The sequence below is a fragment of the Hymenobacter cellulosivorans genome, assembly GCF_022919135.1.
Classification (GTDB): domain Bacteria; phylum Bacteroidota; class Bacteroidia; order Cytophagales; family Hymenobacteraceae; genus Hymenobacter; species Hymenobacter cellulosivorans.
This window is the reverse complement of record NZ_CP095049.1, coordinates 5,112,599-5,133,431: the sequence shown is the minus strand read 5'-3', so window position 1 is coordinate 5,133,431 and position 20,833 is coordinate 5,112,599. Positions and strand designations below refer to the sequence as shown.

General features: G+C 61.0%; 21 protein-coding genes and 1 pseudogene. 14 read left to right on the top strand and 8 right to left on the bottom strand.

The window, feature by feature from the left end:
* Positions 1-62 precede the first annotated feature (62 nt).
* Together MUN80_RS21675 and MUN80_RS21670 are read left to right on the top strand one after the other, a co-directional pair.
* Positions 63-1,991: an alpha/beta hydrolase-fold protein gene (locus tag MUN80_RS21675; RefSeq protein WP_244716277.1), complete on the top strand. Its 1,929-nt coding sequence runs from the start codon at positions 63-65 to the stop codon at positions 1,989-1,991.
* Positions 1,992-2,058: 67 nt separating this feature from the next.
* Complete coding sequence (locus tag MUN80_RS21670; protein WP_244716275.1) at positions 2,059-3,015, top strand: glycoside hydrolase family 43 protein; 957 nt, start codon at positions 2,059-2,061, stop codon at positions 3,013-3,015.
* A gap of 312 nt (positions 3,016-3,327) precedes the next feature.
* On the opposite strand, the gene MUN80_RS21665 is transcribed toward MUN80_RS21670, so the two are convergent.
* From MUN80_RS21665 to MUN80_RS21655, 3 genes are all read right to left on the bottom strand, one after another.
* A complete protein-coding gene (locus MUN80_RS21665) occupies positions 3,328-3,690 on the bottom strand; it encodes a hypothetical protein (protein ID WP_244716273.1) in 363 nt (120 codons plus the stop codon).
* Positions 3,691-3,816: 126 nt separating this feature from the next.
* Positions 3,817-4,518, bottom strand: coding sequence for a carboxypeptidase-like regulatory domain-containing protein (locus MUN80_RS21660; protein ID WP_244716271.1), 702 nt, complete (start codon positions 4,516-4,518; stop codon positions 3,817-3,819).
* A gap of 217 nt (positions 4,519-4,735) precedes the next feature.
* Positions 4,736-5,113 carry a LytTR family transcriptional regulator DNA-binding domain-containing protein gene (locus MUN80_RS21655; RefSeq protein WP_244716269.1) on the bottom strand — a complete coding sequence of 126 codons (378 nt, stop codon included), beginning with the start codon at positions 5,111-5,113 and terminating at the stop codon, positions 4,736-4,738.
* Between the two features lie 137 nt (positions 5,114-5,250).
* Between MUN80_RS21655 and MUN80_RS21650 the strand changes: the two are divergent.
* Positions 5,251-5,826, top strand: a pseudogene (locus tag MUN80_RS21650) (M1 family aminopeptidase); the annotation flags it as partial.
* Between the two features lie 461 nt (positions 5,827-6,287).
* Here the strand turns inward: MUN80_RS21650 and MUN80_RS21645 are convergent.
* A complete protein-coding gene (locus MUN80_RS21645; RefSeq protein WP_244716267.1) occupies positions 6,288-6,923 on the bottom strand; it encodes an FMN-dependent NADH-azoreductase in 636 nt (211 codons plus the stop codon).
* 237 nt (positions 6,924-7,160) lie between these two features.
* Here MUN80_RS21645 and MUN80_RS21640 point away from each other — a divergent pair, with 237 nt between their 5' ends.
* The 3 genes from MUN80_RS21640 to MUN80_RS21630 all read left to right on the top strand — a co-directional run bounded on the left by MUN80_RS21640 (position 7,161) and on the right by MUN80_RS21630 (position 8,693).
* The gene (locus tag MUN80_RS21640; RefSeq protein WP_244716265.1) at positions 7,161-7,547 is read left to right on the top strand and encodes a winged helix-turn-helix transcriptional regulator; all 387 of its coding nucleotides are present in this window, start codon (positions 7,161-7,163) and stop codon (positions 7,545-7,547) included.
* Positions 7,548-7,572: 25 nt separating this feature from the next.
* Positions 7,573-8,169, top strand: a complete 597-nt coding sequence (locus tag MUN80_RS21635) for a Crp/Fnr family transcriptional regulator (RefSeq protein WP_244716263.1) — start codon at positions 7,573-7,575, stop codon at positions 8,167-8,169.
* A 122-nt stretch (positions 8,170-8,291) separates the two neighbouring features.
* The gene (locus tag MUN80_RS21630; protein ID WP_244716261.1) at positions 8,292-8,693 is read left to right on the top strand and encodes a DUF4260 domain-containing protein; all 402 of its coding nucleotides are present in this window, start codon (positions 8,292-8,294) and stop codon (positions 8,691-8,693) included.
* Positions 8,694-8,760: 67 nt separating this feature from the next.
* On the opposite strand, the gene MUN80_RS21625 is transcribed toward MUN80_RS21630, so the two are convergent.
* From MUN80_RS21625 to MUN80_RS21610, 4 genes are all read right to left on the bottom strand, one after another.
* Complete coding sequence (locus tag MUN80_RS21625) at positions 8,761-9,702, bottom strand: alpha/beta fold hydrolase (protein ID WP_244716259.1); 942 nt, start codon at positions 9,700-9,702, stop codon at positions 8,761-8,763.
* A 4-nt stretch (positions 9,703-9,706) separates the two neighbouring features.
* Positions 9,707-10,591: an NmrA family NAD(P)-binding protein gene (locus MUN80_RS21620; protein WP_244716257.1), complete on the bottom strand. Its 885-nt coding sequence runs from the start codon at positions 10,589-10,591 to the stop codon at positions 9,707-9,709.
* A 141-nt stretch (positions 10,592-10,732) separates the two neighbouring features.
* Positions 10,733-11,608, bottom strand: coding sequence for a helix-turn-helix transcriptional regulator (locus MUN80_RS21615; protein ID WP_244716255.1), 876 nt, complete (start codon positions 11,606-11,608; stop codon positions 10,733-10,735).
* A 142-nt stretch (positions 11,609-11,750) separates the two neighbouring features.
* Positions 11,751-12,287, bottom strand: a complete 537-nt coding sequence (locus MUN80_RS21610; protein WP_244716253.1) for a GNAT family N-acetyltransferase — start codon at positions 12,285-12,287, stop codon at positions 11,751-11,753.
* A gap of 170 nt (positions 12,288-12,457) precedes the next feature.
* Between MUN80_RS21610 and MUN80_RS21605 the strand changes: the two genes are divergently transcribed.
* The 8 genes from MUN80_RS21605 to MUN80_RS21575 all read left to right on the top strand — a co-directional run bounded on the left by MUN80_RS21605 (position 12,458) and on the right by MUN80_RS21575 (position 20,566).
* Positions 12,458-12,988, top strand: coding sequence for a GAF domain-containing protein (locus MUN80_RS21605; RefSeq protein WP_244716251.1), 531 nt, complete (start codon positions 12,458-12,460; stop codon positions 12,986-12,988).
* Between the two features lie 172 nt (positions 12,989-13,160).
* Positions 13,161-13,472 carry a hypothetical protein gene (locus tag MUN80_RS21600; RefSeq protein WP_244716249.1) on the top strand — a complete coding sequence of 104 codons (312 nt, stop codon included), beginning with the start codon at positions 13,161-13,163 and terminating at the stop codon, positions 13,470-13,472.
* A gap of 27 nt (positions 13,473-13,499) precedes the next feature.
* On the top strand, positions 13,500-13,634 hold the full coding sequence (locus MUN80_RS26050) for a hypothetical protein (protein ID WP_262922024.1): 135 nt from the start codon (positions 13,500-13,502) through the stop codon (positions 13,632-13,634).
* A 116-nt stretch (positions 13,635-13,750) separates the two neighbouring features.
* Positions 13,751-16,180, top strand: coding sequence for a TonB-dependent receptor (locus MUN80_RS21595; protein WP_244716247.1), 2,430 nt, complete (start codon positions 13,751-13,753; stop codon positions 16,178-16,180).
* A gap of 32 nt (positions 16,181-16,212) precedes the next feature.
* A complete protein-coding gene (locus tag MUN80_RS21590; RefSeq protein ID WP_311136250.1) occupies positions 16,213-16,920 on the top strand; it encodes an ABC transporter ATP-binding protein in 708 nt (235 codons plus the stop codon).
* Between the two features lie 3 nt (positions 16,921-16,923).
* Entirely contained in the window at positions 16,924-18,342 is a 1,419-nt protein-coding gene (locus tag MUN80_RS21585; protein WP_244716246.1) for an ABC transporter permease, read from the top strand.
* A 4-nt stretch (positions 18,343-18,346) separates the two neighbouring features.
* Positions 18,347-19,729 (top strand): ABC transporter permease, encoded by a 1,383-nt coding sequence (locus MUN80_RS21580; RefSeq protein ID WP_244716244.1) that lies wholly within the window; start codon positions 18,347-18,349, stop codon positions 19,727-19,729.
* Between the two features lie 126 nt (positions 19,730-19,855).
* Positions 19,856-20,566, top strand: coding sequence for a PD-(D/E)XK nuclease-like domain-containing protein (locus MUN80_RS21575; RefSeq protein ID WP_244716242.1), 711 nt, complete (start codon positions 19,856-19,858; stop codon positions 20,564-20,566).
* Positions 20,567-20,833 lie beyond the last annotated feature (267 nt).

Here is a 20,833-nt window from a genome sequence, read left to right as displayed (position 1 = left end):
GCGCTTGCAAACCGTCTGATATTCCCACCACTTATCTGGCCGGCTAGGCCTCTATCCAAGGTATGAGAAACATAGTCCCCGCCATCCTGAGTGTTGTGGTGCTGAGCGTGAGCAGCGCATTTGCCCAAAAAATGGCCATGGAAGCTCCCAAGGGCTTCGACCAGCCCACGGCCGGTATTGCCGCTGGCAGAATAGACAGCATCAGCTACACCTCGAAAACCGTGGGAACAGTGCGCAAGGCCCTGGTATACACGCCGCCGGGGTACTCCAAACGGAAGGAGTACCCGGTGCTCTACCTGCTGCACGGCATAGGCGGCGACGAAAAAGAGTGGCTGAAAGGAGGGCGCCCGCAGGTGATTCTGGATAATCTGTACGCGGCGGGCAAACTCAAGCCCATGCTGGTGGTGATGCCCAACGGCCGGGCCATGAAGGACGACCGGCCCATTGGCAATATCTACGGGCCGGATAAGGTAGCCGCGTTTGCCAACTTTGAGAAGGACCTGCTGACCGACCTCATTCCCTACATCGAGAAGACGTATCCGGCGCTTAAGAGCCGCGAGAACCGGGCCGTGGCTGGCCTGTCGATGGGAGGGGGGCAGTCGTTGAATTTTGGGCTGGGTAACCTGGATAAATTTGCCTGGGTAGGCGGCTTTTCGTCGGCCCCCAACACCAAACTACCCGAGCAGCTGGTGCCCGACCCCGCCAAAGCCACCAAGCAGCTCAAGCTCCTCTGGGTTTCCTGCGGCGACCAGGACGGCCTGCTGCCCATCAGCCAGCGCACCCACGACTACCTCTACGAGCACAAGGTGCCACATGTGTACTACCTGGAAGCTGGCGGGCACGACTTTAAAGTCTGGAAAAACGGGCTGTACATGTTCTCGCAGTTCCTATTTAAGCCCGTCGATGTGGCCGCGCTGCCTACCTACACCGTGCTGGGCGCACCGGCCGCCACCAACGTGCGCAACGCCAAGTACCCCCAGATACTTCCCGATAACCGCGCCGTGTTTCGCCTGAAAGCGCCCGGCGTGCAGCAAGCCCAACTAGACATGGGCCGCAAGTACGACATGGTGAAGGACAGCAGCGGTACCTGGACTGTGACCACCGATACGCTGAGCCTGGGCCTACACTATTATTCCCTGGTGCTCGACGGCCTGCCCATCGCCGACCCCGCCAGCGACACCTTCTACGGTATGGGCCGCATGGCCAGCGGCATCGAGATTCCGGGCCGCGGCACCAGCTTTTACGCCCTGAAAGATGTGCCCCACGGCGAGATGCGGATGAAGCGGTATTATTCGAAAGTCACCAATTCGTGGCGGCAGTTGTACGTGTATACGCCAGCCGGCTACGATGCCAATACGGCCGCCAAATACCCCGTGCTCTACCTGCTGCACGGCGGGGGCGAAGACGAAACTGGTTGGGCCCGGCAAGGCAAAGCCGATCTGATTCTGGACAACCTGATTGCCGAGAAAAAGGCCAAACCCATGCTCGTGGTGATGCTAGACGGCAATATGGGTGGTCCTGGTGGCCTAGCAGGCTTCAACGAGGGTACGCTGAAGCGCTTTGAAGACGAGCTAAAGCAAACCGTGCTGCCGGTAGTGGAAAGCAACTACCGGGTGGCGGCGGGAGCCAATAACCGGGCGCTGGCAGGCCTATCGATGGGTGGCCTACAAACACTTTATGCCGGCATCAAGAACACAGACATGTTTGCTCACCTGGGCGTGTTCAGCTCGGGCTTTTTTGCCAATAATACGGCCTTGTCTGACCCGCAGTACGCGTTTATGAAAGCCAATGCGGGCACCATCAATACCAACCTGAAGCAGCTGTGGCTCTCAATGGGCGGGCCCGAAGATATTGCCTACGCCAACAACAAGGTGATGCGGGCCAAAATGGATGAGCTAGGCATTAAGTACATGTACAGCGAGTACCCCGGCGGCCACACTTGGCCCGTGTGGCGCCACGATTTGTACCTGTTTGCGCAAGGGCTGTTTTAAGTCACCTGGCCAGTACAGGCTTCTTCGCCCCAGGCTGGGCAAACGTTCTATCCTTTACTCTGGCTTTATGAAAAATACCTTCCTCGTCGCCCTGCTAGGCTTTGGGGCCTCCCTGGCCGTGCGGGCGCAAAACCCCATTATCAAAGACGTATTTACGGCCGACCCAGCGCCGCTGGTGTACCGCGACACGCTATTTCTGTATACCGGCCACGATACGGCTTCGGTGCAGGAAACCAACTACAAGATGCCCGACTGGCGCATCTATTCCACCACCGACATGGTGCACTGGAAAGACTACGGCACGCGCCTCTCGCCCAAAACTTTCTCCTGGGCCACCGGCGATGCCTACGCGGCGCAGTGCGTGTATCACAAGGGCAAGTTTTACTGGTTTGTGTCGACGTTTCACAAGAAAGACGACAACAGCCAGGGTGGCGCGGCCATTGGGGTAGCCGTATCGGACCGGCCCACCGGCCCGTTCAAGGATGCTATTGGCAAGGCGCTCATCGTGAATGAAATGACTAAGGACAAGCCCCACGCCTGGGACGATATAGACCCCACGGTTTTCGTGGACGACGACCAGCAGGTGTACCTGTACTGGGGCAACTTAAGCTGCCGCTGGGTGAAGCTCAAGGACAACATGACCGAGCTGGCCGGCCCCATCAACGTCATTACGCCCAAGAACTACATCGAAGGCCCTTGGGTGTACAAGCGTCAGAAACTGTACTACCTCGTGTACGCCGGCGCCGGTACCAAGCCCGAAATGATAGAGTACTGTACTGCTCCCAGCGCCGCCGGGCCCTGGACGTACCGGGGCATCATCCAGGAAAACGTGCCCAACAGCTTCACGACCCATCCTGGTATTATCGACTACAAGGGCAAGAGCTATTTCTTCTATCACAACGGCTCCCTGCCCACCGGCGGCAGCTACCGGCGCTCCATCTGCGTGGACGACCTGCGCTATAACCCCGACGGCACCATTCAGCCCATCGTGCAAACCGTCAAGGGTGTAGCGCCCGCCAAATAGGAACTTGCTGACGTTCTGGTCTACCGCAGCGCTAGTGAAACCAGGCCAGGTACAGGGCCCGGGGCGGGCGTTCCTGTTGCCGATTGGCCAGCTTCAAGCAGTGGCCTTTGCTAAGGCCGGCTAGCTACATGGGCAGTGGGGCGCGGCAGCCCGCCCCGCCCGTCACTTAGGGCACCGCAATTTGAGCCCAATCAGCGCGGCCACCGTAGCTTGTTGGCAGAGGTAAGCTACAAGAACTTCGGGGTGAAGTAAGCCCAAGAGCCCGTCGGTACATTACCGACGGGCTCTTGGGCTTGTGGGGATAAAGTCAGGCTAGCTCAACACCGCCGAGTGGGCCTTCAGGATCTGACGGGCCTGGGCCAGGTTGGTATCCCGGGCGTTGACGGCCAAATAGATGAACATGTCCCCGTCGCTCGACAGCTTCAGCAGGTGCAGCTGGTCGGTCAGGGTCAGCAGGATGTCCTGCACTTTCTGGTTGAGCTTCAGGGCCTGGATGGCTTTGAGCTTAGCCTTCACTACCTCCGTGTTGTAGGCAGCCGCCGTTTCGATGTCGAAGTCGGCAATGTTAGCGTGCGAAGCCAGCGGCATGCCGGTTTCAGTTTCTACAACGGCTACAGCCAGTAGGGTGGGCAGTTCGGACAAGATATCTTGAACGGTTTGTTTGGGGGTTGCCATGGGAAGCAATACGTAGTAAAGTGTTGAGAAAAGTTAAGTTGAGTGCGGGCGCACCGGCAGCAAGTACTTGGCCGTGCGCAGTCCGCGTTTTGCCATTCTAAAACCCGGCAGTGAGTAGCCGCCTTTCTAGAACTGCCACCAGTGGCGTTTCTTGGTGGTCGTTTCCGTATCGTTCATGCGCGGCAGCAAGGTTACGTTCTGGGTGCTGCTTCCTTTTACCCGTACTTCGTCTTCGGTGTAGCCGCCGTAGCCAAACTGCAGCTCCGAGGCCTGGTTTGGCGCTACAAACATCGAATAATCACCCTGCGCGTTGGTCGTGACACCGCGGCCGCTGATTTTGTCCAGCACCGTGGCGCCTACCAGTGGGCGACCATTCTCGTCCAGAATCCGACCCTTCACCACCGCCATCTTCTTAGTGGCGGTAGCCTCAGCGGCCACGCTCACCATTTCTGCGCTGGCCGCAGCAATAGTCGTGGTGGGTACGGCAATGCGGCCGGCGGACGGCAGGTTGGTACCGGCCAGCACGGCTCCACTCAGCAGAGCGCCCACCAGCACGATAGAGCCCGCGCGCCGACGGAACCGAACCGGCTCGGTGCGCATCAGGTGAAACTGGTGCTGCAGCCAGCCGACGGGGCGCACATTGTGACCCTTCTCGCGCAGGGCGTAAAAACGTTTTAGCGCCTCATCACCCTCGTTGGGGTTGGCTTTGAGGTAGGCGTCTACCAAATCAGCATTTTTACCGGACAAGTCGCCCCGCAGGTAGGCGTCGCGGTAGGTGGGCAGCAGTTCTCCCGTAGTCGGATGGAACGGGTGTGCAGTTAAAGCCATTGTTGTGCAAGTAGTGTGTAGAAAAAGGGAGCGGTTGCTGGGTATTGCTAAACAGCGAGGCAATATCTACCGGCCACGATTCTTAACGCAGCAGTACTTGCCGAAGGGCTTATATCCGTATCTGAACAAGTCGAATTGGTCTGTGAAAGGCTGAGCCATTTTTCAGCAGAAATACCCAAGAGCCGCTGTCCGGCTTTGGCATAGACCGGTCTGGCCCCTACCCGCTGCTACTCAAATACCTCGGCCTATGGTGCCTACTGCAGCCTTTTAGCATGTTGTAGAAGGCCTCGGCGTAGGTATCGCTGATAGGAATGAGGTGGTCGGCAATCTGAATCCGGTTTTTCTCGATATGGTCAATTTTGTCAATGGCAACTAGGAACGACCGGTGCACGCGGGCAAAATGCTGGGCGGGCAGCAGCTCTTCCAGCTTGGCAAAGCTCCCGCACTTGCAGGGCGCCCGGTTCCAAGCGGGCAGGGCTGTGTTTGTAGGCGTTTCCTCCGTTATCTGCAGGTCTACCACCGGAGTGCTTTTGTAGCGGAGCTGCTGCAAACTCACGTAGTCCCGCAAATAGTCCAGTTCCCGGGCCAGCGGCACCGTAGCTGCGTTGGACTCCCTTCTTCTCGGCGGATTACGCGGTGCAGGAAGGCAAATGGCGCAGCTCGGTGGGGCCGCAGACGGAGGTTGCCATCCAGATTTACTACCCGCCGGGGCCGACGGAAAACCCGGTGCGCATGGTCCGGAGTGCCCAGGCTTCGCTCGACTATTACACCCGGCAGTTTGGCCCTTACCCGCACCGGCAGCTGCACTTTGTGGCTCATCCCAGCTACGGCTTCGGCCACCACGCGGCACCCATCAACATCACGGCCGAGGAGGGCTTTTTTCTGCTGAACCCCAAAGCTGATGAGCGGGGCTTTGACCTGGTAACGGCCGCGGTGGCGCACGAGGTAGCGCACCAGTGGTGGGGCAATCAACTCAAGCAGGCCTACGTGGAGGGCGCCGGCCTGATTACCGAAAGCCTGGCGTGGTACTCGGCTATGGGCGTGCTGGAGGACCACTACGGAACCGAGCACCTGCAGCGGCTGCTGAGTTTTCTGCGGGAAGAAAACGAGACCCCGCGTACCCGGGCCGCCCTGCCGCTGCTGCAAGCCAATGGCTGGTACCAGAGCTACCGCAAAGGCCCCCTGGCGCTGTACGCCCTGAGTCAGTATATAGGCCGCGACCGGGTAAACGGGGCGCTCCGGCAGTTGCTGGCTCACCACCGCCCCGGCACGCTGCCCCGGCCCACCTCGCTGGACCTGTACCAGGAGTTGCAGACCGTCACGCCCGACTCGCTCCAACCGTTGCTGCACGACCTGTTCAAGGCCAATACCTTCTGGGAGCTGGCGACGGAAACGGCCACCGCCAAACCGCTCAACGGCGGCGCCTGGCAGGTCACGCTCACCTTGCAGGCCAGCAAGCTGGTCGTAGACAGCATCGGCACGGAAATCAAACAACCGATGAAGGAGTGGGTAGAAATCGGCGTCTTTGCCCCAACCAAGGATGGAAAGGAGCCGGGCCAGCCGCTCTACCGGCAAAAGCATCTAATCCGATCCGGCCGGCAGACTGTTGTATTGACCGTACCTGGCCGGCCGGCGAAAGTGGGGTTTGATCCGCAAAATCTGCTGATTGATTGGGAGTTGACGGACAACTACAAAGCAGTGAGGTTCGAAAAATTGGGGATAATCCCAGCCGTTGCTGTGCCCAAGCCACAGCAACGGCTGGGGTATGCCTATAAGGAAGCCGCCGGGGCCGCCGCAACTCGCCTGGTTGCGGCGCTTACGCTCTCCAGGCCCTTTTGCAAGGCACTGGGTTCAAATTCCGGCAGCTTGACTCCTTCCGCCCGGGCTACGGTTACATCCGTCATCCCCAGAAAGCCGAGCATCCAGCGCAGATACGGCGTGGCAAAATCGTAGGGCTGCATGGGACCTTCGGAGTAGATGCCGCCGCTGGCCACGGCCAGGTACACTTTTTTGCCCGTAATAAGGCCTTCCGGGCCGGTGGATGTATAGCGGAACGTGAGGTTGGCCCGGGTGAGGTGGTCGAGCCAGGACTTGAGCGAGGAAGGAATGCTGAAGTTGTAGAACGGCACCCCGATGACGAGCACATCGGCCGCCATGACCTGGGCAATGGCTTCGTCGGAATGGCGCACGGCCTGCTGCTGCTCGGGCGAGCGGCCCTCGGCCGGCGTGAAGTAGGCCTGCAGGTGAGCTTCTTCGAGGTGCGGAAACGGCTGGGTGGCCACGTCGCGCACCACCACAGTGCTAGCAGGCTCGGCAGCCCGCAGCTGGTCGATGATGCCCTGGCTGAGGCGGGTGCTGTAGGACTCGGCGCCCCGGGCGCTGGAAATGATTTGCAGGATCTGCATAAAAAAAAGGAGGTAAAAAAGGTGATGAACTGCGTGCTGGCCACCGGTGGCCCACCGGCCGTGGATGACTGCCCGCCCACTTGAGTAGCCCAGTCAGGTAGTGGGTACTCAGCTTACCTCAAGTAATCAGCTGTTCCTTTGTTTGTACCTTGCCGCCACTTCAGATTACGTGCCGGTAGCCTGATTACCAGCAGGTAATCAGGCTACGTAACCGCTTTTGTCCTATGTTCTACTGCCATGACTACTCCCGAAAGCTCTGAATGCGTGCACACGATGCAGGCCTTGCGCAACGCCTTGCTGGTGGTTAATGGCAAGTGGAAGCTTCAGATTATCGTGGCCCTCAACGCCGGCACCCGGCATTTTCGTGGGCTGGAGCGCAGCGTGCCGGGCATCTCCACCAAAGTGCTGGCCAAGGAGTTGAAGGATCTGGAAGCCCATCAGTTCATTGCCCGCACGGTGCATCCCGGGCCGCCCGTGCTGGTCGAATACCACGCCCTGCCCTATGCACGCACCCTCGACCCCGTGATTGAGGTCCTGAAAGCGTGGGGCACCCAGCATCAGCAGCGCCTCGACGCGGGCAACGCAGTAGCGGGGCCGGCAACCACCCCGCCGGATACTTACTAGACTCCCAGCTGACTACTTCCTGCTTATGCACCCGCTTCGTGCCTACCTGCACCGCTTTATTCCCGCGCTGACGGATGCCGACTGGCAGCCGCTGGCCGAGGCCCTGCGTCCGCGCCACCTAGCCCGCGGGGAACATTTTGTGCAAGTCGGCGAGCACCGGCCCGAGTTGGCTCTGGTGCTCAGCGGCAACTGCCGACTCTACTATTCCCGCCCCAATGGGGATGAGCGCACCACGTACTTTTTCTTCGAAAACCACCTGCTGGGCGATTACCCGAGTTGCCTGACGGGCCAGCCCAGCCAACTCAGCATCCAGGCCCTCACCGACACCGAGCTCGTTGTATTTGATTACGCCGTGCTGCGCCAGCTCTGCGATGAGCGCCCGGTGTACGAGCGGTTTGCGCGCCTGGTAGCCGAATACCACCTGCTCGGCACCGACGCCCGCTTGGTCGAGCAACTGCTGCTTTCGCCGGAGGAGCGCTACCAGGCGCTGCTGTCCAGTGGAAAAACCAAGATTCTGGAGCGCATTCCCCAGCATCTGGTGGCCAACTACTTGGGTGTTACACCGGTTTCATTAAGCCGCATTCGGGCGCGGGTGGCGCGAAAACCGGGCAAGAAGCCGTAAGCAGAAGCCGGACCCATTTGGGCCCGGCTCTGTTATTTCTTAGCTTTTGTTATCGTTGGGTGTGGCCGCGCGAGAGGACCTTTGGGTATTCAATTTTATCTAAGCACTCTTACTTCTCGCATATGAAAAACCTGCTGAAACTCGAAGAACTGGCTCAAGCACTGCTGGCCCTGGCAATCTTCAACCACCTGCCCTACGCGTGGTGGGTGCTGCCAGCCACCTTCCTGCTCCCCGACCTGAGCATGATCGGCTACCTGGCCGGCCCCCGGGTAGGCGCCATTTGCTATAATCTTGCTCACCACAAGGCCTTGGCCGTGGCCGTGGGCCTGGCCGGCTGGTGGTTGGCCCAGCCTGTGCTGCTGCTGGCAGGCACGGTACTCCTCTTTCACAGCGCCTTCGACCGGCTGCTGGGCTACGGCCTCAAGCACGCTACCGGCTTCCAGGATACGCACCTGGGCCGGGTAGGAAAAGCGCAGCCCGAGCCAGCCCCCGCTCACTTCATTCATCAGCCAACCCTAGGGTAGGGCGCTACCACTACACAATAGCAACGTTGGCCGGGAACCCTGCGCAACCAGCCCCCGGCCAAGGTTGCTACTGCGCGGCGGGCTCTTGCAAAAAGTCCAGAACGGCTTCCAGCACGCGGGCCGGCTTTTCCTCGAACATATAGTGGCCGCTATCCATCAGGCCCACAACCCGCACATCGTCAGCCAGGTAGGGTAGGCTCATTTGCAGGTAGTTGTAGGAGACATAACTCCCGATACCCAAAACCGGCATCGACAGGCGGGCGTACTGCTGAGCATCGGCAATATCTTGCTCGAAGGCTTGGTACCAGGCATTGGAGGCCCGGATGTTCTCCGGCTCATTGTAGACGGCAGCGTACAGCGCCCGGTCGAAAGCCGACATTCGGGTCTCATCCAGCATTACGTAGCCGAAGAGGTAGTCCAGCAGAAGGTGAAACCGCCCGGCCAGCAACTGCTCGGGTAGCTCCTTCACCTGGTTGAAGGCCATCCACCAGGGGTAGGGGTGTTGGTCGTCCATTTTCTGGGTAAAGGAGCCGGCCGCGGGCAGTAGCGGCATGTGCCGCATGCCTTCACTGGGGTGCGCCCCGTCGGCGATGATAAGCTTTTCAGTTGCCTGCGGGTAATTAAACGCAAAGCTGCTGGCTACCATGCCGCCGATGTCGTGGCCCAGCAGCGAGGCTTTGGCTAGGCCCAGGTAGCGTAGCAACTCATAAATATCCTGGGCCATCGTCTTCTTGTCGTAGCCGGTGGCGGGCTTGTCGGAGCTGCCCATTCCGCGAATATCGACCAGAATAACCCGGTAGTGCCGGGCCAGTTCGGTGGCAATAGGGTGGAACGAGTACCAGGTTTGGGGCCAGCCCGGCAGGCACACCAAGGCCGGGCCGTGGCCACCTTCCACGTAGTGCAGCCGCACGCCATTGACGGTGGCATAATGGTTGGTGAAGCCGGGCAGGCGCTTAACGAGCTCCTCATCGGCGTAGATTCCCAGGGAAGCAGAAGGCAGAGGTTGCATAAGACTAAGCCGTAAGAAAGGAGAGAAAAGGAGTCCAGGTCAGGTCGGGGTAGCGGGCATTGTCGAGCGGCTGGTTTTGCACGCTGAACATGCTTAGCAGGTATTGCATCTGCTGCCAGTCGGCGTAAAGCTGCTGTTCCCCCGCCGGGTTGGCCGCCCGGACCTGTTGCACGCGGGTGGCCAGCTCGTGGCGGGAGCCGAGCCGGACTAGCTCAAACCGGCCCCGGCCCGCCGCCTCGGCCAGCATGACCAGCTCCCGCGGGCTGGGCTGAAAGCTGGCAATACGCAGGAAGCGCGGGGTGTCTGGGTCCAGCGCGGCGGCGGCGGTGTAGGCGGCCGTATCATCCTTGGTTGTGAAGTCGATTTTCCAGTCGGCATCTTCCCAGTATCCGACCTGCTGCTGCTTGAAATCGAGCAGCGGAATGTTGTAGGTCAATACCTCGGCAAAGGCCCCGTTGAGAATAGAAGTAGCGGCAACTGGGGTTTGCTCCAGCTGGGTTTGAAATTCCCGGCGCAGGTCGAAGTTGCGGTTGGTGCCCGGGAGCTGCTGGGTGTAGTCGCTACAAAAATCGGAGGGAATAAAGCGTGGTACGCCCGCCGCGACGGCCGCCGCCAGCAACCGGGCCTGGGTATCCACGATGACCTCGCGCAGCCCGGCCAGCGCCGATACCACGCAGCTGCCGCCCTCGCAGGCGCGGGTCAGGGCGGCTGGGTCGGTGAATTCAACGGGTTGTACCTGCGCGCCGTGCTGGCTCAGGCTGGTTAAGATGGCGGAGTCGGTGCCGGGGCGCACCAGGGCCCGAACGGAAGCGCCGCGCTGGCACAGGGCCGCCACGATACGGCCGCCTAAGTCGCCGGTTGCGCCGGCCACTATGATAAGAGGTTTCATGCTGGGGAAACTAGGGTAAGAAACGATACCACTGCCGGTTGGCAGCAGAATTAAGTACCCCAAAGGTCCGGCACCTACCCCCGGCTCAAGAACTGATTCTTGCTCTCTTCTTACACATTCTTGCGCTTCCGACGCACCCCCTTAACTCTGCTGGTACGCCCGGGGGCTCTGGCCCACGGCCCGCTTGAAAGCGGCCGCAAAATGAGCCGGCGAGGCAAAGCCCAGCGCGTCGCCAATAGCGGCCACCGGCAACTCGCCGGCGCGTAGCAACGTGCGGGCCCGCCGGATTTTCCAGTCCAGCACATACTGGTACGGCGAGCGGCCGGTGGTGCGCTTGAAGCGGCGGGAAAAGTGGAACACGCTCAGATTGGCCAGGCCCGCCAGGGCCTCCAGCGTAATGGGCTGCTCGGCCGAGGCTTCCAGGTACGCGTCTAGGCGGGCCAGCACCACAGCCGGCAATTGCCCACCCGCTTCAGCAGACGCCAAGCGGCGCTCAAACGTGGCGTGGTGCTCAATAAGATGGTAGCTCAGCGTTGTGGCCAGCGACTCGGCGTACAACTGCCCAAGCGTATGGGCCCGATTTGTGGCTGCCAGCAGCTGGGCAGCCACCTGGGCGAGCAGGCCATCCTCACAGCGAAACCGTTCGTGCAAGGCGAAGTGCGCCAGGTCCAGGTCGCGGCGGGCCCGGGTTTCGAGCACCTGCGCATCGAGGTGGACCTGAATAATATCGACGGCCCCGTCCCAGGCAAACGGGCCATACTCGCCCCCGGGATACAATCCCACGTCCCCGGCCCGGAATTGGTCGGCTTCCACGCGCCGCCCGGTTTGCCGGCTCGCCACCACGGGCTGCTGCCCCTGATGCACGAGCAGCAGATGCTGCTCGTGGGCGTGCGCCGGCAGCGACATGGCTTCCATCTGATAATGCTCTACCCGCACCCCGGGCCAGGGCAGGGCAGCACTGCTGGTCAGCGCCGGGTGGTTGTAGAGCTCGGAAGTATACGTATAAGAAGCTGCCATTGTGCTGCACTAACACGGCAAGCCCGGATTGGTTAGGAAACAACCTTTGCCAACTGGTCGGCCTGCCTCCTGGGCCTAGTCAAAGTACTTGCCTACTTGGCAGCTATAGCGCTGGTTGGATTTGCCGTTTGCTGGCGGCCGGTCAGGCGCGTGCCAGCCACTGCTCTTTGGTAACGCGGTACACGAAGTTGAGCTTGGGCGCTTCACCAAAGTAAGCTATTTCCTCTTCGGCAATCTTTTCGGCCCCCAGCCGACCGATGGCAATTTGCGACCGGATATTGCCCGCGCCGATGTGAAAGTAGACCTGCGAGACGAAGGCAAAGATGTAGTCGAGCATCATCGTCTTCACCAACTGGTTCAGGCCTTTGCCCCAGTAGCGCGTGGCGTAGAAAGTATAGCCAATCAGGATGCTGTCGTCCGCCGCGTCGTAGCCGTAGAAACGCGTGCTGCCCGCCACTTCGCCCGTGGCCTTATCGATGATTTTAAACGCTCCGCCACTTTGCAGGGCACCTGCGAAAAACGTCCGGAATACCTCGGGCTGCCAGCGGTCCTTGTTGGGGTGTTGCGCCCAGACGTTGGGGTCGGAGGCGGCAGCATACAGGGCGGCAAAATCTTCTTCCTGCAAGGGCAGAAGCAAAACCTGCTGATTTTCCAGCGTGGGTTGAATGGAAAATGACATAGGACAAATAGGAGGAAGTAGGCGGTAAATGTAGAGTTTTGCCCTCGATTCAGGGGGCCATGACTAAGGGGTAATGTGGTCTGGTCGCAGCCCTTTCCGGGCGGTTGCGTATGCCAAAAGGATAAGTGCCTTGTCTTCATCCCGCCCCCAAACCTGTACCCAGTCCCGCCATGAACAGCCCCGCCCTGACCGATCTGCACGCCGTGCTGACCAGCCCCGCACCGCCCGCCGATACGCTGCAGCACGCCCTGGACCTGGTGGGCCCGCACCTAGCGGTAGACCGGTGCTTTCTCTACGTGCGCGACCCCAAGCAGGGGCGGGGACGTATTGCCTTCGTCTGGCGGCTGCATGAGGCCGTGCCCGACCCGCGCCACGACTGGCAGGACGACACCACCGAACTGCCCAAGCAGGACCCGCTGTTTCGGGCTGCCCTGGCCGCCCAGCCCTCGGTGTTTGTGGACGACGTACACGCCGCGGGCCCCGAGGTGCTCAACCGGGAGTTTGAACGCACCACCTTTGGTCATCGGGCCTTAGTGCATGCGCATATTACCGAGCAGGGGCAGCTTTGGGGCATTCTTCAGCCCTGCGTCTTTGGGCACCCGCGCCACTGGACGGCTGCTGAGCGCGACTACCTGACGGCCGCTGCGCCACTATTTGTGCCTGTGATACAGGAGTATATGCACGGGCTAGGCCAGGTTTGATGATTCGTCGGCCCACCTTCGGCCCATGCCGCCCGCTGGTCTTTCTGCTGAACGGTCGAGCTTTAATTTGATGCAGCAATGTTGCATGAGTAAAATGCGTGGTTACCTTTGTGGTTCATTGCAAAGGCGAAACGTGCAGAATTGGCGCAGAAACATAGCTTGGCTGCTTATCGTGCTGCTCGCCCGGGTGCTGACGCCCGAGGCAGCCTTGCTGCGCCTGCATCAGCACCAGCACACCGAAGATGCGCCGGTTGTAGTCCGCACCGCAAAGCTTGGCCCCCAGGCCATGCTGTCGGCCAAGCACCAGCACTGCCACGTTGATAATCTCTACAATGCGCCGTTTGCGCCGGCCGCGCCCGTACGCCTGGCCGAGCCGGTGCGCCTGCTGTTCTTTGCCGAATACCGGCCCCAGGCCCCCGTATGCCGGGCCAGCCACCTGCTGGAAGGGGCTAGTCTGCGCGGCCCGCCCACTGCCCGGGCTTAGTCACTAATTTTCCTGGCAGCAGCCCGTATGGCTGCCTCGTATGACTCCGTGCCTTTCGGGGCCGGGTCGGCCGTTGCCTTGCTTTGCGGCTTCCGGAATTTCCTGGCCCACTCTTCGTTGCTGCCCGGCCCGCTGGCCCGGGCTCTTTCCCGCGGCCGGTAGCTCCGGCACTTTGGTCCCACTGCGTGTGCGCGGTTTGGCGGCCCATTCCCTTTTTCTTCTCGACTTCATCCCGCCCTGGTGCCACTGGCAGTTGTGGCCGGGCTTGCCCATTTTTTATGCAACGACTTTTCCTGTTTCTGCTGCTGCTCTGGCCCGGGCTGGCAGCGGCCCAAACGGCTATGGGCCACCTCGACGGCCATATCACCGGCCCCGATGGTCACGGCCTGGAAGGTGTTTCTATCCTGGACCAGTCGGGACGGTTTTCCGCCTTGAGTGCCGCCGATGGGCACTTTTCCCTGGCCTTGCCTTTCGGTGAGCATACCCTGATTACCCGCAGCCTAAGCTTTCAGGAAGCCCGGCGCACGGTGGTACTCAGCGCCGAAACGCCCGATTTGACCGTTGACTTTCTGTTGCAGCCCACCACCACGGCCCTGCAGGAAGTGGAAGTGCTGGGTCGCAAGGAAACCACGTACAAGAGCGACTACAGCTTTGTAGGCACCAAAACGGCCACGGCCGTCATCGACGTGCCCCAGTCTATTTCGACCGTGACCAAGGAGCTGATGGAAGACCGGCAGGCGTTGCGGCTCACGGAGGTAGTAAAGAACGTGGCCGGCGTCACACAGTATTCGCACTACGACGACCTGACGATTCGGGGGTTCCGCAACGGCTACGAAAGCGGCTTCCGCCTGCTAAACGGGCTACGCTCGGGCTTCAGCTACGGCAACTCGTTTACCCAGGCCCCGCTGACGATTAACCTGGAGCGGGTGGAAGTGCTGAAAGGGCCCGGGGCAGCTTTGTACGGCGACATCAACCCCGGCGGCACGGTAAACATGGTCACTAAAAAGCCCCTGGATGTGGCCCGACAGGCCCTCACGTTCTCGACCGGCAGCTTTAATACGATGCGGGCCACGGCCGACCTGACCGGCCCGCTCAACGAGCAGAAAAACGTGCTCTACCGTCTCAACGCGGGCTTCGAAAAGACGAATACGTTTCGGGACGTGAACGATACCCGCTCGGTGATGGTGGCGCCCACGGTTACCTTCCGGCCCACCGACAAAACCACCGTCAACGCCGAGCTGGTGTATACCCACATCGACGGCTACCTGGACCGGGGGCTGGTTATTCGCGGCGGCGACCTGTACGCGCTGCCCCGCTCGTTTACCCTAAGCCAGCCCAGCGACTATTTCCGCACCAGTACCTACTACCTCAATGCCTCGCTCAACCAAAAATTCACGGATTGGCTGTCGTTTAATGCCTCTTACCTCGACTTCACCTATCACGAGGACCTGAGTGAGCACCGCACCCTGAACACCTACGCCGACGCGCCGGCCAATACGGTGATGAACCTGCGCTACTTCGACCGGCGCGCCGAGGAGTACACTAAGAACCTGGCCGCCTACTTCGTGCTCAACCGCGCTACCGGCCCGGTGCAGCACAAAGTGGTAGCGGGCGTCGACTACATCCGCTACACCACCGACCCGCAGAGCACCATGTTTGAAGCCCGGCAAAAGCTGGTCAACGGGGTGGCAACGCCGCTGACGTTTGATTTGAAGAAGCCGCTGTACGAAATTCAGGACCCGACCAAGTACGTGCGCCGGCCGCTGCCCCAGTTTTTCGTCGACTACATCAACTCGGTCTACCACACCACGGGCCTGTACGTGCAGGACCAGCTCGACGTGACCGAGCGCCTGGCCCTGCTGCTGGGCGTGCGCTACGAGCTCTTTGCCGACGAGCGGGACTACGGCGACGGCAGCCAGAACATCCAGCAGCGCCAGCTGCTGCCCCGCGCCGGCCTGACCTACGCCCTGCGGGATAACCTGAATTACTTTGCTTCCTACAGCGCTGGGTTTCGGCCGCTCAAGCCCGAGTACATCCGCTTTCCGGAGCGCTACGGCCGCAGCACGCCCTTCGATACCGAAACCAGCTACCAGCTCGAAACCGGCCTGAAGGGCGAGTTCTTCAACAAAGGCCTGCTGGGCACGGTGGCCGTGTACCAGATTGTGAAGCGCAACCAGCTGGTGCCGACTAATGCGCTGATGCCCGATGGAACGACAATATACCGCCAGAACGACCTGGTCCGCTCGCGCGGAGCGGAGCTGGAACTAACCGGCAACCTGCTGCCCAACCTGAACCTGAACGCCACTTACGCCTTCAACCACTCCGCGGTGCTGAATGCAGCTTTGCCGGTGGAGGAAGGCCAACCACTGGCCAATGCCCCCCGCCACTCGGCTGGCCTTTGGACCAAGTACACCTTCGTAACGCCGGCCCTGCGCGGGCTGGGCGTGGCCGTGGGCGGCAACTACGTAAGCCAGCGCCGCACCGAAAACCAGGTGGTCAATACCAGCACCGGTGAGCTGTACTGGGCCTACTGGCCGAGCTACACGGTGCTCGACGCAGCCCTGTTCTACACCACCGGCAAGTTCAACTTCCACCTCAACGTGAATAACCTGCTCGACAAGTACTACTTCGTCGGCGGCTACGACTTTTTCCGGGTCAGCCCCGGTGCCCCCCGCAATTTCATGGCCACGGTGGGCTACACTTTCTGAGGCGCAATGCCTGGCCACTTAGCTGTTTTTCTATGACTTACATTCTCGAAGCCCGGGAGCTGCGCAAGCAGTACGCCGACAAGCTGGCCCTGCGCGGGCTAAACCTGCAAATTGCCCCGGGCGAAATTTTCTGTCTGCTGGGCCAGAACGGCGCGGGCAAGTCCACGACTATCAACCTGTTCCTGGGCTTTGTGCAGCCCACGTCCGGGGCGGCCTTCGTGGGCGGGCTGGAAGTAGCAGCCAATCCGCTTAAAATCAAGGAATACCTGGCCTACATTCCCGAGCAGGTGATGCTGTACCCACACCTGACGGGCCTGGAAAACCTGGCCTTGTTCAGCAGCCTGGCCGGCTACAACTACCCACCGGCTGAGCTGCTCGACTACCTCACCGAAGCCGGTTTGCCGGCGGAAGCGGCCCGGCGGCGGGTGGGCACCTACTCCAAGGGCATGCGTCAGAAAGTGGGTATTGCCATTGCCGTGGCCAAGCACGCCAAAGTACTGCTGCTCGACGAGCCCACCTCCGGCCTCGACCCCAAGGCGTCCAACGAGTTTTCGGAGCTGCTGCGCCGCCTCAGCGGGCAGGGTACGGCCGTGCTCATGGCCACCCACGACATCTTCCGGGCCAAGGAAGTCGGTACCCGGGTGGGCATCATGCGCGAGGGGGAGCTGGTAGACGTGCGCCCCACCGACGCCCTCAACGCCCAGGAGCTGGAGCAGCTGTACCTCACCTACATGAACTAGCCGATGATACATAGCATTGCCCAAAAAGAATTCATCAGCACCCTGCGCGACACCCGGTTTGTGGTCTTGAGCGCGCTGGTGCTGGCCTTGCTGCTGGCCGCCACGCTGGTGGGCCGCGCCTCCTACCGCACCCTGCAGCAGGAGCGGCAGCTGGCCCAGGGCACGGTGAATGAGCAGTTTCGGAACCAGCCGGCCCGGCACCCGCACCGGGTAGCCCACTACGGCTCCTTCGCTTTCCGGCCCAAGTCGGGCCTGAGCCTGCTCGATTCCGGCGTCGACTCGTTTACGGGTAGCGCCGTGTACCTGGAAGCCCACCAGCAGAACAGCGTCAACTTCAGCGCGGCCCAGCAGTCGGGCTCGTTGCTGCGGTTTGGGGAGATGACCGTGGCCTTCGTGCTGCAATTGCTGGTGCCGCTGCTCATCATCTTCCTGTGTTTCGGAGCCTTCACCCAGGAGCGCGAAACCGGCACCCTGAAGCTGCTGCTCAGCCAGGGCTTGACCATGCGGCAAGTGGCCTGGGGCAAGATTCGGGGCTATGGACAGGCCGTGGCGTTGGTCGTGGCCCCGACGTTGCTGCTGGCGGCGGCCCTGCTATTTGCCGGGGAGGAGTTTGCCTCCGACCTCGATCTGGCGGCACGTTTGGGACTGTTCGTGGTGAGCTACGCGGTGTACTTTTTCCTGTTCGTGGTGGGCGCTGTAGTGGTGTCGGCCCGGCAAACCAGCTCCCGGGCGGCCCTGGTTACGCTGCTGGGTTTCTGGATTCTGAGCGGCATTATTCTGCCCAAGGCTACGGCCAACCTGGGTGCCTCGCTCTTTCCGGCCAGCACCAAGGCCCAGATGGATGCCGACGTGCACGAAGAGGCGCAGCACGGCCTCAACGGCCACGACCCGCAGGATAAGCGGGCCGCCGCGCTGAAGGCCGATTTGCTGAAAAAATACGGCGTCGACTCCGAGGAAAAGCTGCCGGTGAGTGTGGCCGGCCTGCAGATGGCGGCGGGGGAGGAGTACTCCAGCAAGGTGTACCAGCAGCATTTTGCGGCCCTGAATGCCACCTACGAGCGGCAAAATCGCCTCTCCGACTGGGCCGGACTGCTCAATCCGTACCAGGCCATTCGGCCGCTGTCCATGGGGCTAGCCGGCTCCGACTTTGCTCATTACGTGCACTTTCAGCAGGCTGCCGAAGCCTACCGCTACAGCCTGGTACAGCGCCTCAACGGCTTGCAGGCCAGCATGGGCTACGGCGACAAGGAACGCCGCCTCGATGCCAGCACCTGGCGCGAGCTGCCGGTTTTTGCCTACCAAACGCCCGGGCTGGGCTGGGCTTTGCCCCAACTGCTGCTGCCCATTGTGGCCCTGCTGCTCTGGGCGGGCCTGCTGAGCTGGCTGGGCCTGCGGCTGATTGCTAAAACTTCTGTTGCTTAAGCTGATGCGTATTTTTTGGATTCTGTTTTCCTACGAGTGGCGCCACTTTCGCGCTGCCAAAGGCCTGGTGCTGCTGTGCGGGTTGCTGTTACTTACCGGCCTCTACGGCATCTACTACGGCACTACCGAAATCGAGCGGCAGCGCCAGCACCTGGCGGCCCTGCCCGAACTCACGCGCCGCAATGTGGCCGAGCTGCAGGAGAAGTTTCCCGGCCCCGCCGACGCCGGCGACATCGGCTACTATCACTCCCGCTTCGCCGTGCACCACCCCGATGCCTGGGCCGCCCTGTCGCTGGGTCTGCGCGACGTGAACCCGAGCTACGTGAAGCTGCGCCTGCTAGGTTTGCAAAACCAGCTCTACGCCGCCGACAATACCAACCCCATGAAAATGCTCAGCGGCAACTTCGACCTGGCCTTCGTGCTGGTCTACTTGCTGCCGCTGCTCATTATTGCTCTGAGCTTCAACCTGCTGTCCAGTGAGCGGGAGGAGGGTATTCTGGTGTTGCTGCTGGCTCAGCCGGTACGGCCGGCGGACGTGGTGGGCGCCAAGCTGATCTTTCGGATGAGCCTGGTGCTGGGCCTGGCCCTGCTGCTGTCGGTGGTCGGGATGCTGTGGGCCGGGGTGCCGGCCGATGGCCGCGTACTGACCTGGCTGCTGCTGACGGTACTCTACTGCCTGTTCTGGTTTGGGGTGGCCCTGGTCGTCACGGCGTTGCAGCGCCCCTCGGCCGTCAATGCCGTGGCCCTGCTCGGGGTGTGGCTGCTGCTGGTGATGCTGGTGCCCAGCCTGCTAAACCTGGCCGTGGCCGCCGCCCGGCCCGTGCCCCAGGGTATCGAGCTGACCATCAAGCAGCGTGAGGAAATTCATGCGGGCTGGGACCGGCCAAAAACCGAAACCATGAACCGCTTTTTCGCCCTCTACCCGCAGTGGCGCGACACGGCTACCATCCGGGAGCGGTTTGTGTGGCGCTGGTACTACGCCTTTCAGCACCTCGGCGACCTGGCCGTAGCTCCGCAGGCCGCCGCCTACGCCCGCGGCCTGCAGCAGCGCTACGATTTGGTGGAGCAGCTCAACCTGCTTTCCCCGGCCATCAACGCCCAAAGCAGCCTCAACGCCCTGGCCGGCACCGACCTGCCCACCCACCTGGCGTTTCAGCGCAGCGCCACCCGCTACCACGACTCCTTGCGCGCCTTTTATTACCCGTTTCTGTTTCGCAAAGTCGAGTTCACTCACGACGATTACGCCCGGGAGCCGACGCACACGTTTACCAGCCGGCCCGAGCTGGCCACCACCTATCGGGGCCTGACTAAACTGCTGCTGAGCGTGGCGGCCGTGTACGGGCTGGGCATGGTGCTACTGCGCGCCCGACCCATCAATCCGCGCTAAGAAGTACGTGCCTTTGAGGAAAGCCCCGCTCTGCTACCGGCAGGGCGGGGCTTTTTACGCTGTCTATGGCAAAATATCGTAGGAATACCGGGACATTGTCCCGCTTCCCGCTGTTATCTATTCTCTATGCCAATAACCGACTCCTTCCGCCGCCCCGATCTGCTGCGCCTGCCTTACGACGATTATCGCGCTCTGCCCGCCATTGCCAACTCCGACCTCTCGCGCCTGCGCGACGCCCTGAACGGCCGCTACCAAAAGCCGTCCTCGATGAACGGGGCCCTGGGCCTGGGCACGGCCTTTCACACGGCCCTGCTGGAGCCCGAGCTTTACCAGGCCGGGCAGCCCGGTATCAACGACTCGCTGATCTGGTGGATGGTGGAAGGCGTGAAGCTGGACCCCTATCTGAACGATTTGCTGCAGCGCGGCACGCCCGAGCCCAGCTGCATTTTCACCGAGCCCACCACCGATACCGTCTGCAAGCTGCGCGCCGACCTGGTGGCCCCCGACACCGACCGGGGCTATACCATCATCGACTTCAAAACCACCATGGCCCGCGACTACAGCCACTTTCTGTCCCAGTGCAGCGGCTACGACTACGACCGGCAGGCCGCCTTCTACCTCGACGCCCTGCGCGCCGACCGGTTTCTGCTCGTCGGGGTGCAGAAGGCGGAGCCTTTCAGCTTGTTCACGGTGGAAGTGCCAACCTACATGCTGGAAGAGGGGCGGGCCAAGTACCTGCGGCTACTGCAGTTTCTGCAGCCCGGGGCCGAGGTGCCCAGCTACCTCACCGAAGCCGTGCGCGACGTGCGTGAAGGCCGCACGAACGACTCGGAATAAGCTTTTTTTTTATTAACTAACGCACGTTTGTAAGCAATTGAGTGTGAAAAAAATTGTGCTGTTTTTTGGGTAATGTTTGGAAGTTTAAAATATTGTTTCCTATTTGGCAATGCAAAGACAATAGCGCAAGCCATGCAATTCTTCAATAACGTGCTCTTCAATAATAACTCGAACAATAATTGTTTCGGGACTGGAAGGCCGTTGTTCATATAAAGGAAAAAGAACAATTCATTTAATAAGCCTTCCGGATAACGGAAGGCTTATTTT

Coding starts and splice junctions, on each gene's coding strand:
- MUN80_RS21675 (WP_244716277.1), top strand. CDS start 63: ATGAGAAACATAGTCCCCGCCATCCTGAGTGTTGTGGTGCTGAGCGTG.
- MUN80_RS21670 (WP_244716275.1), top strand. CDS start 2,059: ATGAAAAATACCTTCCTCGTCGCCCTGCTAGGCTTTGGGGCCTCCCTG.
- MUN80_RS21665 (WP_244716273.1), bottom strand. CDS start 3,690: ATGGCAACCCCCAAACAAACCGTTCAAGATATCTTGTCCGAACTGCCC.
- MUN80_RS21660 (WP_244716271.1), bottom strand. CDS start 4,518: ATGGCTTTAACTGCACACCCGTTCCATCCGACTACGGGAGAACTGCTG.
- MUN80_RS21645 (WP_244716267.1), bottom strand. CDS start 6,923: ATGCAGATCCTGCAAATCATTTCCAGCGCCCGGGGCGCCGAGTCCTAC.
- MUN80_RS21640 (WP_244716265.1), top strand. CDS start 7,161: ATGACTACTCCCGAAAGCTCTGAATGCGTGCACACGATGCAGGCCTTG.
- MUN80_RS21635 (WP_244716263.1), top strand. CDS start 7,573: ATGCACCCGCTTCGTGCCTACCTGCACCGCTTTATTCCCGCGCTGACG.
- MUN80_RS21630 (WP_244716261.1), top strand. CDS start 8,292: ATGAAAAACCTGCTGAAACTCGAAGAACTGGCTCAAGCACTGCTGGCC.
- MUN80_RS21625 (WP_244716259.1), bottom strand. CDS start 9,702: ATGCAACCTCTGCCTTCTGCTTCCCTGGGAATCTACGCCGATGAGGAG.
- MUN80_RS21620 (WP_244716257.1), bottom strand. CDS start 10,591: ATGAAACCTCTTATCATAGTGGCCGGCGCAACCGGCGACTTAGGCGGC.
- MUN80_RS21615 (WP_244716255.1), bottom strand. CDS start 11,608: ATGGCAGCTTCTTATACGTATACTTCCGAGCTCTACAACCACCCGGCG.
- MUN80_RS21610 (WP_244716253.1), bottom strand. CDS start 12,287: ATGTCATTTTCCATTCAACCCACGCTGGAAAATCAGCAGGTTTTGCTT.
- MUN80_RS21605 (WP_244716251.1), top strand. CDS start 12,458: ATGAACAGCCCCGCCCTGACCGATCTGCACGCCGTGCTGACCAGCCCC.
- MUN80_RS26050 (WP_262922024.1), top strand. CDS start 13,500: ATGGCTGCCTCGTATGACTCCGTGCCTTTCGGGGCCGGGTCGGCCGTT.
- MUN80_RS21595 (WP_244716247.1), top strand. CDS start 13,751: ATGCAACGACTTTTCCTGTTTCTGCTGCTGCTCTGGCCCGGGCTGGCA.
- MUN80_RS21590 (WP_311136250.1), top strand. CDS start 16,213: ATGACTTACATTCTCGAAGCCCGGGAGCTGCGCAAGCAGTACGCCGAC.
- MUN80_RS21585 (WP_244716246.1), top strand. CDS start 16,924: ATGATACATAGCATTGCCCAAAAAGAATTCATCAGCACCCTGCGCGAC.
- MUN80_RS21580 (WP_244716244.1), top strand. CDS start 18,347: ATGCGTATTTTTTGGATTCTGTTTTCCTACGAGTGGCGCCACTTTCGC.
- MUN80_RS21575 (WP_244716242.1), top strand. CDS start 19,856: ATGCCAATAACCGACTCCTTCCGCCGCCCCGATCTGCTGCGCCTGCCT.